The sequence below is a fragment of the Stenotrophomonas sp. B2 genome (genome assembly GCF_014947095.1).
GTDB lineage: Bacteria > Pseudomonadota > Gammaproteobacteria > Xanthomonadales > Xanthomonadaceae > Stenotrophomonas > Stenotrophomonas maltophilia_P.
Genome location: NZ_JADCQA010000006.1, coordinates 301,004 through 313,879 on the forward strand (window position 1 = coordinate 301,004; position 12,876 = coordinate 313,879).

The 12,876-nt window shown below is 66.5% G+C and carries 10 protein-coding genes; 6 read left to right on the top strand and 4 right to left on the bottom strand.

Annotated elements, in window-relative coordinates:
• Positions 1–134: 134 nt before the first annotated feature.
• Positions 135–641 carry a disulfide bond formation protein B gene (locus IMX13_RS09610; RefSeq protein WP_053519753.1) on the top strand — a complete coding sequence of 169 codons (507 nt, stop codon included), beginning with the start codon at positions 135–137 and terminating at the stop codon, positions 639–641.
• A 64-nt stretch (positions 642–705) separates the two neighbouring features.
• Here IMX13_RS09610 and IMX13_RS09615 read toward each other — a convergent pair whose 3' ends face one another.
• Complete coding sequence (locus IMX13_RS09615) at positions 706–2,832, bottom strand: TonB-dependent receptor (protein ID WP_193396244.1); 2,127 nt, start codon at positions 2,830–2,832, stop codon at positions 706–708.
• A gap of 219 nt (positions 2,833–3,051) precedes the next feature.
• Between IMX13_RS09615 and IMX13_RS09620 the strand changes: the two genes are divergently transcribed.
• Both IMX13_RS09620 and IMX13_RS09625 read left to right on the top strand, forming a co-directional pair.
• The gene (locus tag IMX13_RS09620) at positions 3,052–4,443 is read left to right on the top strand and encodes a 3-deoxy-7-phosphoheptulonate synthase class II (protein ID WP_053519755.1); all 1,392 of its coding nucleotides are present in this window, start codon (positions 3,052–3,054) and stop codon (positions 4,441–4,443) included.
• Between the two features lie 509 nt (positions 4,444–4,952).
• Positions 4,953–6,095, top strand: a complete 1,143-nt coding sequence (locus tag IMX13_RS09625) for a mechanosensitive ion channel family protein (RefSeq protein WP_053520335.1) — start codon at positions 4,953–4,955, stop codon at positions 6,093–6,095.
• 62 nt (positions 6,096–6,157) lie between these two features.
• Here the strand turns inward: IMX13_RS09625 and IMX13_RS09630 are convergent, their stop codons facing one another.
• Genes IMX13_RS09630 through typA form a run of 3 tightly spaced genes read right to left on the bottom strand, consistent with a single transcriptional unit; the run spans position 6,158 to position 10,145 of the window.
• Positions 6,158–7,780, bottom strand: coding sequence for an amidase (locus IMX13_RS09630; protein WP_111187030.1), 1,623 nt, complete (start codon positions 7,778–7,780; stop codon positions 6,158–6,160).
• A gap of 41 nt (positions 7,781–7,821) precedes the next feature.
• On the bottom strand, positions 7,822–8,289 hold the full coding sequence (locus tag IMX13_RS09635) for a DUF2127 domain-containing protein (RefSeq protein WP_065176006.1): 468 nt from the start codon (positions 8,287–8,289) through the stop codon (positions 7,822–7,824).
• A gap of 8 nt (positions 8,290–8,297) precedes the next feature.
• Positions 8,298–10,145, bottom strand: coding sequence for a translational GTPase TypA (gene typA / locus IMX13_RS09640; RefSeq protein ID WP_053520332.1), 1,848 nt, complete (start codon positions 10,143–10,145; stop codon positions 8,298–8,300).
• A 249-nt stretch (positions 10,146–10,394) separates the two neighbouring features.
• Between typA and IMX13_RS09645 the strand changes: the two genes are divergently transcribed.
• The 3 genes from IMX13_RS09645 (at position 10,395) to IMX13_RS09655 (ending at position 12,696) form a co-directional block, all read left to right on the top strand.
• The gene (locus tag IMX13_RS09645; RefSeq protein WP_053520333.1) at positions 10,395–10,886 is read left to right on the top strand and encodes a peptidylprolyl isomerase; all 492 of its coding nucleotides are present in this window, start codon (positions 10,395–10,397) and stop codon (positions 10,884–10,886) included.
• Positions 10,887–11,004: 118 nt separating this feature from the next.
• Entirely contained in the window at positions 11,005–11,991 is a 987-nt protein-coding gene (locus IMX13_RS09650) for a malate dehydrogenase (RefSeq protein ID WP_005415428.1), read from the top strand.
• Positions 11,992–12,081: 90 nt separating this feature from the next.
• Positions 12,082–12,696, top strand: a complete 615-nt coding sequence (locus tag IMX13_RS09655; protein ID WP_193396245.1) for an RluA family pseudouridine synthase — start codon at positions 12,082–12,084, stop codon at positions 12,694–12,696.
• Positions 12,697–12,876: the final 180 nt, after the last annotated feature.

Sequence of the window (12,876 nt, forward strand, 5' to 3'; positions counted from 1 at the left end):
CACTCGCCGGGCATGGCCCGGCGCTACCTGCGAAGGGAAGTGGCCCGCACCGTTCCGACGAGCGTCACCGGCAGCGGTTCGAATGGCAGGCGCGGTCGGTTACGCTTGGCGCCTGATCCATTCGAGCATTCACGATGAATCCTCTGCGCTGGCCCTTCCGCGCCCAGTTCCTGCTGGGCTTCCTGATCTGCGTGGGCCTGCTGGGCTATGCGATTTTCCTGCAGCTGAAGATGGGGCTGGAGCCGTGCCCGCTGTGCATCTTCCAGCGGCTGGCCTTTGCCGCGCTCGGCCTGCTGTTCCTGCTGGGCGCACTGCACGGCCCGTCGAACCGGCCGGGACGGGTGACGTACGGCATCCTTGCCTTCATTGCGGCCGCCGTCGGCGTCGGCATCGCCGCGCGCCATGTCTACGTGCAGATGCTGCCGCCGGAAATGGGTGCCACCTGTGGCCCGCCGCTGAGCTTCCTGCGCGAGACCATGGGCCCGTTCGAGGTGTTCCGCACGGTGCTGACCGGTACCGGCAACTGCGGCAACATCGACTGGACCTTCCTCGGACTGACCATGCCGATGTGGTCGGGCGTGTGGTTCGTGCTGCTGGGGCTGTGGGCACTGCTGGTGCCGCTGCGCAGGGTCAGGCGCTGAGTAACTGACGCGCCCCGGCAGAGCCGGGCATGGGCTTGGCTCTGCCGGGGATCAGCGACATCGATCAGAAATCCTGTTGCAGGCTGAGATAGGCGCCGCGTCGCGGGCCCCACTGCGGGGCGAACACGCCTACGCCGCCGCCATCGCGCAGCTGATAGCTGCGATCCAGCGCGTTGATCAACGCCAGCTGTGCATGCAGCGGATGGCCGCTGTCGGCGTTGAAATCGTGGCCAGCACTGAGGTTCACCTGCAGGTAGGACGGCAGCTCGCCCCCATTGGGTACGCTTTCGGTGTCCGAGCGCAGGCCACTGCCGAACACGTAGTTGGCACCGATCCGGTTGTGTCCGGCGAAGGCATAGCTGACGCCGCCCGACGAGGTCAGCTTCTGGTCGTGGTCCAGGTGGATCCAATGGTCGGCCACGTAGGCCAGGGCGTCCGGGTCGAGGTTGTACTGGCCGGTGATCACCTGGGTGCCGATCGCCTTGTTGTATGCAGCGTTGAAGTACGCGCTGAACGGTCCGTCGCTGTAGTCGGCGCTGAACTCCAGGCCGCGGATGTGGCCGCGACGATAGTTGAACGTTGAATAGAGGTAGGCGGCGCCGAACTGGCCTTCATCCTGCAGGCGGGCGACACGCCGGTCATACGCATCCACGCCGAGTGTCAGGTGCTCGCCGATCTGCTGCGAGATGCCGAGGTCGTAGTAGTCACTGCGCTCGGCCAGTGGCGTGGCGTTGCCATCACTGGGCTGCTGGTTGCTGGTGCCGTCGTACAGCGCGATGTCGTCGCGGGCGATCAGCTCGCTGGCCGGTGGTGTGAAGTAGCGCGCATAGCCTGCGTGCAGGGTGGTGCTGTCGCCGGCATTCCAGACCACGCCCAGGCGCGGGCTGAGCTGGCCTTCGGTCCGCCCGAAGGCCGTGTAGCGGTCGCCGCGCAGACCATAGTTGACCGTCCAGTTGTCTCCGATCTTCCACTCGTCCTGCACGTAGAGCGCCAGCGTGCTGGCCTGGAAAGCACTGCGGTCGGGAATCAGCAGGGGCGTGGTGCTGGCCTGCTGGCCGGCGTCGTCAACCGGGAACACCCAGCTGCTGCTGTGGGCCCGCGCGGTCTCATGATTGCCGTACAGGCCATAGCGCAGCGTGTGATCGCTGCCCAGCGGGGTGGAAACGTCGGCCTGCACGGTGTTGGCGCGGTTGCTGCGCTGCACCTGTGAAGCAACACCGCTGAATACCAGATCGCCCGCCACATCGGGATTGAACCCGACATCGCTGTAGCGTTGGCCGGCCGACAGCTGGTACGCGCTGGCGCCCAGCGTCCCCTGCAGCACCAGCATGCCGAAGCGCGTGGTCTCGCGCTGGGTCTCATCCAGCTGGCTGGAGTCGAACGTGGAGGTATCGAGGTAGCCGAACTGCGGTGTCTGGCCCGGGTTCACCGGAATCTGGAAGCGATTGTCGGCAATGCCGGCGAACACGCTCACGCGCGTGTTCTCGTCCAGCAGATAGGTGAGGTCGGCGAACGCCTTGCCCTGGTGGGTGTCGTTGTGCAGCGGCCGGCGCGAGTTCGTCGGGTTCTCCAGGCCGACCTCGTTCTGGTCGTAGTTGCCGGTCAGGAACCAGCTCCAGCGTCCCTGGTTGCCCCACCAGGAGGCGTTGGGATTGACCTTGCCGAACGACCCGGCAGTCAGTCCGGCGCTGCCGCCGTTGCCCAGTTCGGCGCCACTGCGGGTGGTGATGTCCACCACTGCGGCGGTGCGTTCGCCGAACTGCGCCGGCAGTGCGCCATCCATCAGCCGGATGCTCCTGATGGTGCGCGCATCCAGGGTCTGGCCGAAGCCGGAGATCGATTCGGGCAGCAGCACGCCATTGATGCGGTACTGCAGGTTGGCGTGATCACCACGCACATGGACACCGCCGTAGGAATCCTGGACCACGCCCGGGGCCTGCAGCAGCACCTGGCTGAGTGCGGCGGAGGCGCCGAGCGGCTGCTTCTGGATGTCCTCGGCGGTGATCTGGTACTGGCTGCTGCCGATGTCCGGCGACAGCGCGTTGCGGGCCTGATCGAGGTGGGCGCTGACGGTGACCGCATCCAGGTTTTTCACTGCGGGCCCGGCGTCATCCGCGGCTGCGGCAAGGGGGGGCGTGCTGGCCAGGGCCAGGGCGAAGGTGATGCTGGTAGCGAGGCGTGAGGGCTTCATGGGAGAGAGCAGGGCCTGGGGCGGGGAGGGGGCCGGTCCATGACGGTGAGTGTTACTCCGTAACAGATCATGCGCCTCTGGCGGCGCCGCCGACCATGCGGTCTGTGGCTGCTCGGCGCGTGCTTTCCCTGGCGTTCAGGCATCGGGCCGGAAGGGCTGGCCCTTTGCGGCGGCGGCCGGCTCTGCGACCATGACCGTCCCCCACCCCGGAAGTCTGCAATGAGCCTGTCCGCCGTTTCACCGGTTCCCGATCCTGCCGCAACCGCTGCGGGTGCTGCCTGGTCGCCGGAGAGCTGGCGCGGCAAGACCGCACTGCAGATGCCGACCTATCCCGACCCGGTGGCGCTGGATGCTGCCCTGCATGAGCTGAAGCGGCTACCCCCTCTGGTGACCTCGTGGGAGATCCTGGCGCTGAAGCAGCAGCTGGCGGAGGCGCAGGAGGGCAAGCGCTTCCTGCTGCAGGGCGGCGATTGCGCCGAGAACTTCAGCGACTGTGAGTCCGGCACCATCTCCAATCGGCTGAAGGTGCTGCTGCAGATGAGCCTGGTACTGGTGCATGGCCTGCGCCAGCCGGTGATCCGCGTCGGCCGCTTCGCCGGCCAGTACGCCAAGCCACGCTCGGCTGATACCGAGACCCGTGATGGGGTGACGCTGCCCAGCTACCGGGGCGATGTGATCAATGCGCCGGCCTTCACCGAAGCCGCGCGCCTGCCCGACCCGAAGCGGATGCTGCAGGCCCACGCGCATTCGGCGATGACGATGAACTTCGTGCGGGCGCTGATCGATGGCGGCTTCGCCGACCTGCACCACCCCGAGTACTGGAACCTGGACTGGGTGCGGCATTCGCCGCTCGCCGCCGAGTACCAGAAGATGGTGGCATCGATCGGCGATGCCGTGCACTTCATGGAAACCCTGGCCGGTGCCCGGGTGCACAACCTCAACCGCATCGACTTCTACACCTCGCACGAAGCCCTGCTGCTGCCCTACGAGCAGGCGCTGACCCGGCAGGTGCCGCGCCAGCAGGGCTGGTTGAACCTGAGCACCCACTATCCCTGGATCGGCATGCGCACGGCGGCGCTCGACGGCGCGCACGTGGAGTACCTGCGGGGCGTGCGCAATCCGATCGCGATCAAGGTGGGGCCGTCGGTTTCGCCGGACCAGCTGCTGCGCCTGATCGATGTACTCAATCCGGACGACGAGCCGGGGCGCCTGACCTTCATTCACCGCATGGGCGCGACGCAGATAGCCGAAAAGCTGCCGTCGCTGCTGGAAGCGGTCAAGCGCGATGGCCGCCGCGTGCTGTGGGTGTGCGATGCCATGCACGGCAACACCGAGAGTACTGCCAATGGGTTCAAGACGCGCCGCTTCGATAACGTGCGCCGCGAGGTGGAGTTGTCGTTCGATCTGCACGCCGCGGCGGGTACGCGCCTGGGCGGCGTGCACCTGGAGCTGACCGGCGAAGACGTGACCGAATGCACCGGTGGCGCGCGCGAGCTCACCGAGCGTGATCTTGAGCGCGCGTACCGTTCCACGGTCGATCCGCGGCTGAACTACGAGCAGTCGCTGGAGATCGCGATGGCGATCGTGCGCAAGCAGGAACAGGTTCGCTAAGGGTTTTCGGCAGGGCTTGCAGCCCTGCACCTGCGGAGTCAACGTCGACGTCAAATGCGGGCATTCCGTGGGATGGCGGATTCCCGGTGTCTGTCAGATCCACGCCATGCGTGGATGAATCTCTGTCCGATATCGAAATCAATCCGGGGTCAGATCCGTTTTCCGCAGGAAAACGGATCTGACCCCAAGAGCCATTCCGACAGATCCCGAAAATCTGTCGAAGGCGGGGCGGGTCCGGTTGCGGGAGTGTCCGCGGCATGGATGCCGCGGCCAAGCCCCCATGGATGGGTTTACGGCGTCTCCCGCAACCGGACCCACCCCGCCATCCCGCAGGAAATCCGCTTCTGCTTCGGCTGTTGCAGTTGCAGTTGCTGTCGCTGTTGCTCCAGCCCGCAGCAGATGCAGGGCTGCAAGCCCTGCAGACCAACACCCTCCTTACGAACGACTGACGTGACGCTCATGCGCCATGCGCGAGGCTGTCCGCTGCTGTTCAAGTGGAGGTGGCAACCGTGCACTGGCAAAGCGCACAGGCATATGCATGGCCGCTGGGTCTGGCGGCACTGGTGGGCGGCATCGGCGCCTGGCTGATCCTGTGGATCTATCACCGGCTGAAAGGGCGTGATCGCCGGCGCGCGCGCATCGGTCGTGTGCTTGGTCTGCCAATGGCGACCGCATGGCCCTTGCTGCTGCTGATCCCGGCGCTGCAGGCCACACCACTGCAGGAGCCTCTGCTGGGGCATCTGCAGCACGGGCTGCACATCGCGCTGACGGCCTGTTTCATCTGGCTGCTGGTGCGCGCGGTGGCCGCCGGCGAGCGTGCGATCCTGCGCAGTCATCCCATCGACGTCTCGGACAATCTGGAAGCCCGACGCATCCAGACCCAGACGCGGGTGCTGAGCCGCGTGCTGATGGGCGGCATCATCGTGCTCGGTGCATCGCTGGTGCTGCTGACATTCCCGATGGTGCAGAAGATCGGCGCCGCCCTGCTGGCCTCGGCCGGTCTGATCGGGCTGGTCGCGGGCATCGCCGCCAAGCCGGTGTTCGGCAACCTCATCGCCGGCCTGCAGATCGCAGTGACCCAGCCGATCCGGCTGGATGATGTGGTGATCGTTGAAGGCGAGTGGGGGCGCGTGGAGGAGATCGGCAGCAGCTATGTGGTGGTACGCATCTGGGACGAGCGGCGGATGGTGGTGCCGCTGACCTGGTTCATCGAGAACCCCTTCCAGAACTGGACCCGGCGCAGCGCCGATCTGCTTGGCACGGCGTTCCTGTGGCTGGACTACCGTGCGCCGATCGCGGCGATCCGCAGTGAACTGGAGCGCATCTGCCGCGGCGAGGCGCTGTGGGATGGACGGGTCTGTGTGACCCAGGTGACCGAAACCAGCGAGCGGGCGATCCAGGTGCGCCTGCTGGTCAGTGCGCGCAGCTCCGGCGATGCCTTCGATCTTCGCTGCCTGGTGCGCGAGCGCATGCTGGATTTCCTGGCGCGCGAGCATCCGCAATCACTGCCGCAGCTGCGCGCGCGGTTGCAGCGCGAGGATGAGCTGGACATGCCGCGCGCACCGCGCGCACGTACGGCAGATGTGCGTTCACCCGGGGCGGAGGACGGCGAGGCCGCGATCGCACCGGTGGAACCGGACCCCGACCGCTAGCGCCGGGACGTGCCCGGCGAGCGCAGCGGTACCCCTCGGTCCACCGGGCAGCCCGGGGCCGATCAAGGCTCGCCAGTGTCGATCAGGGTGTCGGTTTCGAAATGAGGTGGACGGCGCGCACGCGTGCGTTGCTCGTAGGCGTAGGCCATTTCGATCAGCTTCGGCTCGCTCCAGGCCGTGCCCATGAACAGCAGGCCGACCGGCAGGCCGTTGATCTGTCCCATCGGCACGCTCAGGCTGGGGTAACCCGCGACCGCTGCCACGCTGTAGCTCTCACCCGGGAAATCGTCGCCTTCGCGGCGGATGGGCCAGGCTGTGCCGGTGGTCGGTGCAACCAGCGCATCCAGCTGGTAGGCAGCCAGGACGGCGTCGATGCCTTCCGGCCCGGCCAGGCGCCGCGCATCGCTGCGCGCACGGATGTAGGCAGGGTCGGCCAGCCCGGCAGTGGCGTTGGCCTCCAGCAGCAGTTCCTGGCCGAACAGGCCCAGTTCCTGCGGCGCCTGGGCCTGGTTGAAGGCGATGAGTTCGCCAAGACTGCGCAGGGGCGCGCGGTAGGTCTTGAAGTAGCGCTCCAGCCCGGCCTTGAACTCATGCAGCAGCACGACCCGCTCGGCTTCGGCCCAGGCACCCGGGTCGGGCAGTTCCACCGGCACCACCACCGCGCCCGCACGGCGCAGTTCGGCGGCGGCCTGATCGATCAGCGGTGCCATGCCACGGTACGTCAGCAGAGGCGTCTGCAGCAGGCCGATGCGCTTGCCGCGCAGGCCTTCGGGGTCCAGGCGCGCGGTGTAGTCGTAGACCGCGCGGCCGGGCATGGTGGCCGTGGCGGGGTCGGCATCGTCCCGGCCCGCGATCGCCGTCAGTACGGCCGCGGCGTCGGCGACGCTGCGCGTCATCGGCCCGGCGGTGTCCTGGCTGAAGGAGATCGGGATGATGCCTTCGCGGCTGACCAGGCCGACCGTCGGTTTCAGGCCGACGATGCCGTTGATCGCGGCCGGGCAGACGATGCTGCCGTCGGTCTCGGTGCCGATCGCCACACTGGCCAGATTGGCGGCCACCGCCACCGCGCTGCCGCTGCTGGAGCCACAGGGCGAATGGCTGAGACGGTACGGATTGCGGGTCTGGCCACCGCGCGCGCTCCAGCCCGACACCGAATCGTTGCCGCGGAAGTTGGCCCACTCGCTGAGGTTGGTCTTGCCCAGCACGACCGCGCCGGCCTCGCGCAGGCGTCTTACCAGATAGGCATCGGCGGGGCGGAAACCCTGCAGCGCGAGCGATCCGGCGCTGGTGGTCATGGGCGCGGCGTTGATGTTGTCCTTCAGCAGGACCGGAATGCCATGCAGCGGCCCGCGCAGATGGCCGTCCCGGCGCTCGCGATCGCGTTCACCGGCTTCCCGCAGGGCATCCGGGTTGAGTTCGATGACGGCACGCAGGCGCGGCCCGGCGCGATCCAGCGCAGCGATGCGCTGCAGGTAGGCGTGGGTCAGCGTGGTGCTGTCCAGTTCGCCGGCCACCATGCGCGCCTGCAGGTCGGCCAGGTCGGTCTCGGCGTAGGGGAAGGGCACGTTGCGGCTCGCGGGTTCGGCGGCGTGGGCGCTGGTCGTGGCCGGGCTGCAGCCAACAATGAACAACGCGGGCAGCGCGATGAGCAGGCAGGTCAGCAGAGGCGGCAAGGACGGGCGCATGGGGCGGCTTGGTCGGCTCCAATGCCCAGTGTAGCTGCTGCTCAGTGGTGGCGCTTGCGCAGGTCGCGGGCCAGGACGTAGACCACGAGCAGGTTGATCGCCAGGATCGTCCAGGAGGGCCAGCCGGGGTGGCGGACGATGGCGAAGACATCGAAGGGCAGATACAGCGCGGCGGTCAGGCAGCCCAGCCAGGAGGCCCAGGCCCTGGCCCGCCAGAGGCCCCAGGCTTCCACCAGGTGCAGCAGGCCGTAGCCGATCATCGCCGCCGCCGCCAGGTGCACGGCGTCGGGATTGATCATGTTCAGGAGGGAGGGCAGGGTGCCGTGATCCGGGTCCAGGCTGAAACGCCGGATCAGGGCATTGACCCCATCGCGGAGCGGCTGCGGACCGAGCACTTCAAGCCCGGTCGCAGCCAGCAACGCCAGCACCGCCTTGCTCGCTTCGAGCAGGGCGATGACGTGGAGGCCCGGATGCCGGTGTGGATCCGGGTTGTAGCCGCTCTGGCTCACGGTCCGGCTCAGCCGCCGCGCGAAGCCTTCTTGCGGTCGCTTTCGGTCAGGAACTTCTTGCGCAGCCGGATTTCCTTCGGAGTGATCTCGACCAGCTCGTCGTCCTCGATGAAGTCCAGCGCCTGTTCCAGCGAGTACTTGATCGCCGGGGTCAGCTGGATCGCATCGTCCTTGCCCGAAGCGCGCATGTTGGTCAGCGGCTTGGTCTTGATGGCGTTGACGGTCAGGTCGTTGTCCTTGGAGTGGATGCCGACCAGCTGGCCTTCATACACATTGTCGCCTTCAGCAGCGAACAGCTTGCCGCGTTCCTGCAGCGGGCCCAGGGAGTAGGCCGGAGTCACGCCCGGGGCGTTGGCGATCATGACGCCGTTGATGCGCTTGGCGATTGCGCCCTGTTCCTTCGGACCGTAATGGTCGAACACGTGGAACAGCAGGCCCGAACCCTGGGTCAGGGTCTTGAATTCGTTCTGGAAGCCGATCAGGCCACGGGCCGGGATCGAGTATTCCAGGCGCACGCGGCCCTTGCCGTCCGGTTCCATGTTCTTCAGCTGGCCCTTGCGGGTGCCCAGCTTTTCCATCACGCCGCCCTGGTGCACTTCTTCCACGTCCACCACCAGCTGTTCGATCGGCTCCATCTGCTGGCCGTCGATTTCCTTGATGATCACTTCCGGACGCGACACGGCCAGTTCGTAGCCTTCACGACGCATGTTCTCGATCAGCACCGACAGGTGCAGTTCGCCACGGCCGGAGACCAGGAACTTGTCGGCGTCCTCCAGCTGTTCGACCTTCAGCGCCACGTTGTGGACCTTTTCACGGTCCAGGCGGTCCTTGATCTGGCGGCTGGTCAGGAACTTGCCACCGGACAGGTCCTTGTTGCCCGCGAACGGCGAGTTGTTGACCTGGAAGGTCATCGAGATGGTCGGCTCGTCCACGGTCAGCGCCGGCAGCGCTTCCGGGGTGTCCGGGTGGCAGAGGGTGTCGGAGATGGTCAGCTCCGGAATGCCCGAGATCGCCACGATGTCGCCGGCTTCAGCGGTGTCCTGCTCGATGCGCTCCAGGCCCAGGAAGCCCAGCACCTGCGCGACCTTGCCGTTGCGCTTCTTGCCTTCACGATCGATCACCGTGACCTGCATGTTCTTCTTCAGGGTGCCACGCTGGATGCGGCCGATGCCGATCACGCCCACGAAGTTGTTGTAGTCCAGCTGGCTGATGCGCATCTGGAAGGCACCTTCCGGATCCACTTCGGGCTTCGGCGCGTGCTTCATGATCGCTTCGTAGAGCGGGGTCATGTCGCCATCGCGGACGGTGTCTTCCAGGCCGGCATAGCCGTTCAGGGCCGACGCGTAGACGATCGGGAAGTCCAGCTGCTCGTTGGTCGCGCCGAGCTTGTCGAACAGATCGAACACCTGGTCGATCACCCAGTCCGGACGCGCGCCCGGACGGTCGATCTTGTTGACCACCACGATCGGCTTGAAGCCCATCGCGAAGGCCTTCTGGGTGACGAAGCGGGTCTGCGGCATCGGGCCGTCCATCGCGTCGACCAGGATCAGCACGGTGTCGACCATCGACAGCACGCGCTCGACCTCACCGCCGAAGTCGGCGTGGCCGGGGGTGTCGACGATGTTGATCCGGTTCTTGATGCCGGTCTTCTTGTCTTCCCAGGTGATGGCCGTGTTCTTGGCCAGGATGGTGATGCCGCGTTCCTTTTCCTGGTCGTTGCTGTCCATCACGCGCTCGGCGAGGACGGTACGCTCGGACAGGGTGCCGGACTGCTTCAGCAGCTGGTCGACCAGGGTGGTCTTGCCATGGTCGACGTGGGCGACGATGGCGATGTTGCGAAGATTTTCGATGGACATACGAAAGGGGGCCAGTCGGCGCCGGATTTGGAAAAAGAAGTCCAACATTATACGTCGAACTTGACGATTCGCGAAAAGCTGGATTCCGGCTCGCCCGGGAGCCCCATTCAGCTGGCCGTCGGGGCCCCGCCGGCGGCGACCCTCCAAAGCCTGAAGCGTCGCCCTGCGCCGATGGTCGAAGCCGCCGCCGCCACGTGCCGGGTGTAAACTAGGTGGCTAGACGCCTTTCCCTTTGCAACAAGGATCTTCATGTCCCTCATCGCCACTTTCGACACCACCCAGGGCCCGATCAAGGTCGAGCTGTTCGCTGACAAGGCGCCGCTGACCGTTGCCAACTTCGTGAACCTGGTCAAGCACGGCTTCTATGACGGCCTGATCTTCCACCGCGTGATCGCCGACTTCATGATCCAGGGCGGTTGCCCGCAGGGCCGTGGTACCGGTGGCCCGGGCTACAAGTTCGAAGACGAGAAGAACGGCGTGAAGCATGAGGTCGGCTCGCTGTCGATGGCCAACGCCGGCCCGAACACCAATGGCAGCCAGTTCTTCATCACCCACATCAAGACCGATTGGCTGGACGGCCGCCACACCGTGTTCGGCAAGGTTCTGGAAGGCCAGGCCATCGTCGATTCGGTCAAGCAGGGCGACGTGATCCATTCGATCACCCTGGAAGGCGACGTCGACGCCGCGCTGGCCGCACAGGCCGACCGCGTGGCCGAGTGGAACAAGATCCTCGCCGCCTGACCCCCTTCCGAGACGGCCACCCATGGGTGGCCGTTTCCCTGTTCTCCGCCGCCTGCCAGGCCCGCCGGGCCACGCCCGCGGCGTCCCATCAAACGCTTGCAAGCAAGAGGAAACCCCCATGAAAGCACCCGTTCGTGTTGCCGTGACCGGCGCCGCCGGCCAGATCGGTTATGCCCTGCTGTTCCGCATCGCCTCCGGCGAAATGCTGGGCAAGGACCAGCCGGTCATCCTGCAGCTGCTGGAGCTGCCGGTGGACAAGGCCCAGGCCGCCCTGAAGGGCGTGATGATGGAACTGGAAGACTGCGCCTTCCCGCTGCTGGCCGGCATGGTCGGCACCGACGACGCTGAAGTGGCGTTCAAGGATGCCGACATCGCCCTGCTGGTCGGCGCGCGTCCGCGCGGCCCGGGCATGGAGCGCAAGGACCTGCTGCTGGAAAACGCCAAGATCTTCACCGCGCAGGGCGCGGCGCTGAACAAGGTCGCCAGCCGTGACGTGAAGGTGCTGGTGGTCGGCAACCCGGCCAACACCAACGCCTACATCGCCATGAAGTCGGCACCGGACCTGAAGCCGGAAAACTTCACCGCCATGCTGCGCCTGGACCACAACCGTGCCCTGAGCCAGCTGTCGGCCAAGCTCGGCAAGCCGGTCGGTGGCATGGAAAAGCTGGTGGTGTGGGGCAACCACAGCCCGACCATGTACCCGGACTACCGTTTCGCCACCGCCGATGGTGCTTCGATCGCCGATGCGATCAACGACCAGGAGTGGAATGCCAACACCTTCATTCCGACCGTCGGCAAGCGCGGCGCGGCGATCATCGAAGCCCGTGGCTCGTCCTCGGCGGCTTCGGCGGCCAATGCCGCGATCGACCACGTGCGTGACTGGGTGCTGGGCAGCAACGGCAAGTGGGTCACCATGGGCGTGCCGTCCGATGGTTCCTACGGCATCCCGGAAGGCGTGATCTTCGGCTTCGCCGTGACCACCGAGAACGGCAAGTACACCCTGGTCAAGGATCTGCCGATCGACGACTTCAGCCAGAAGTACATCGACAAGACCCTGGCCGAGCTGGAAGAAGAACGCGCCGGCGTTGCCCACCTGCTGGGCTGATGCCGCGGGTGCCGGTCTGGCCGGCACGCAGCTGACAGAAACGGGGAAGCTTCGGCTTCCCCGTTTTCATATGGAGTTCCGCAGAACCGCATGATCCACCTGCATTACATCGATGACGCACTGCTGGTGGTGGAAAAGCCCGCTGGCCTGCTGTCCGTGCCTGGCCGTAGCGCGGAGAACCAGGACTGCGTGGTGGCCCGCCTGCAGGTGCTGTACCCGGATGCGCTGACCGTGCATCGGCTGGACCAGGTCACCTCCGGTCTGCTGCTGCATGCACGCGGCAAGACGACGCAGGCCGCGTTGTCGATGCAGTTCGAGCAGCGCAGGGTGGGCAAGTGCTACGAAGCCGTCGTGCAGGGTGTGATCGAAGGTGATGCCGGTGAAGTGGATCTGCCGCTGATCGTGGACTGGCCGAACCGGCCGAAACAGAAGGTCGACCATGAACACGGCAAGCCGGCGCTGACGCGCTGGCGCGTGCTGGCCCGCGATGGTGAAGCGCAGCGCACGCGCGTGGCGCTGGAGCCGGTGACCGGGCGCAGCCATCAGTTGCGCCTGCACATGGCCAGCCTGGGTCATCCGATCGTCGGCGATGTGCTGTATGGCGCCGCACCGGCGCAGCGCGTGCATCTGCATGCGCGCAGCCTGCACTTCACCCACCCGGTGACGGGCGACGTGCTGGCGTTCGAGTCCGCCACTCCGTTCTAAGCAGGGCAAGGGGGGCGGCAGGGCTGCGCCCTGCATCTGCTACGAGCCAGAGCAAGTTCAACGTCAAAAGCGGGCAATCCGTGGGTTGGCGGGGCGGTGTCGGAGTGCGGGGACGCCGCAAGTACGTCCCTGTAGGCTTGGCCGCGGCATCCATGCCGCGGACACCCCGCACTCCGACAC

Excerpts from the sequence above, each read along its gene's own strand:
- IMX13_RS09610 (WP_053519753.1), top strand. The coding sequence starts at position 135 with ATGAATCCTCTGCGCTGGCCCTTCCGCGCCCAGTTCCTGCTGGGCTTC.
- IMX13_RS09615 (WP_193396244.1), bottom strand. The coding sequence starts at position 2,832 with ATGAAGCCCTCACGCCTCGCTACCAGCATCACCTTCGCCCTGGCCCTG.
- IMX13_RS09620 (WP_053519755.1), top strand. The coding sequence starts at position 3,052 with ATGAGCCTGTCCGCCGTTTCACCGGTTCCCGATCCTGCCGCAACCGCT.
- IMX13_RS09630 (WP_111187030.1), bottom strand. The coding sequence starts at position 7,780 with ATGCGCCCGTCCTTGCCGCCTCTGCTGACCTGCCTGCTCATCGCGCTG.
- typA (WP_053520332.1), bottom strand. The coding sequence starts at position 10,145 with ATGTCCATCGAAAATCTTCGCAACATCGCCATCGTCGCCCACGTCGAC.
- IMX13_RS09645 (WP_053520333.1), top strand. The coding sequence starts at position 10,395 with ATGTCCCTCATCGCCACTTTCGACACCACCCAGGGCCCGATCAAGGTC.
- IMX13_RS09650 (WP_005415428.1), top strand. The coding sequence starts at position 11,005 with ATGAAAGCACCCGTTCGTGTTGCCGTGACCGGCGCCGCCGGCCAGATC.
- IMX13_RS09655 (WP_193396245.1), top strand. The coding sequence starts at position 12,082 with ATGATCCACCTGCATTACATCGATGACGCACTGCTGGTGGTGGAAAAG.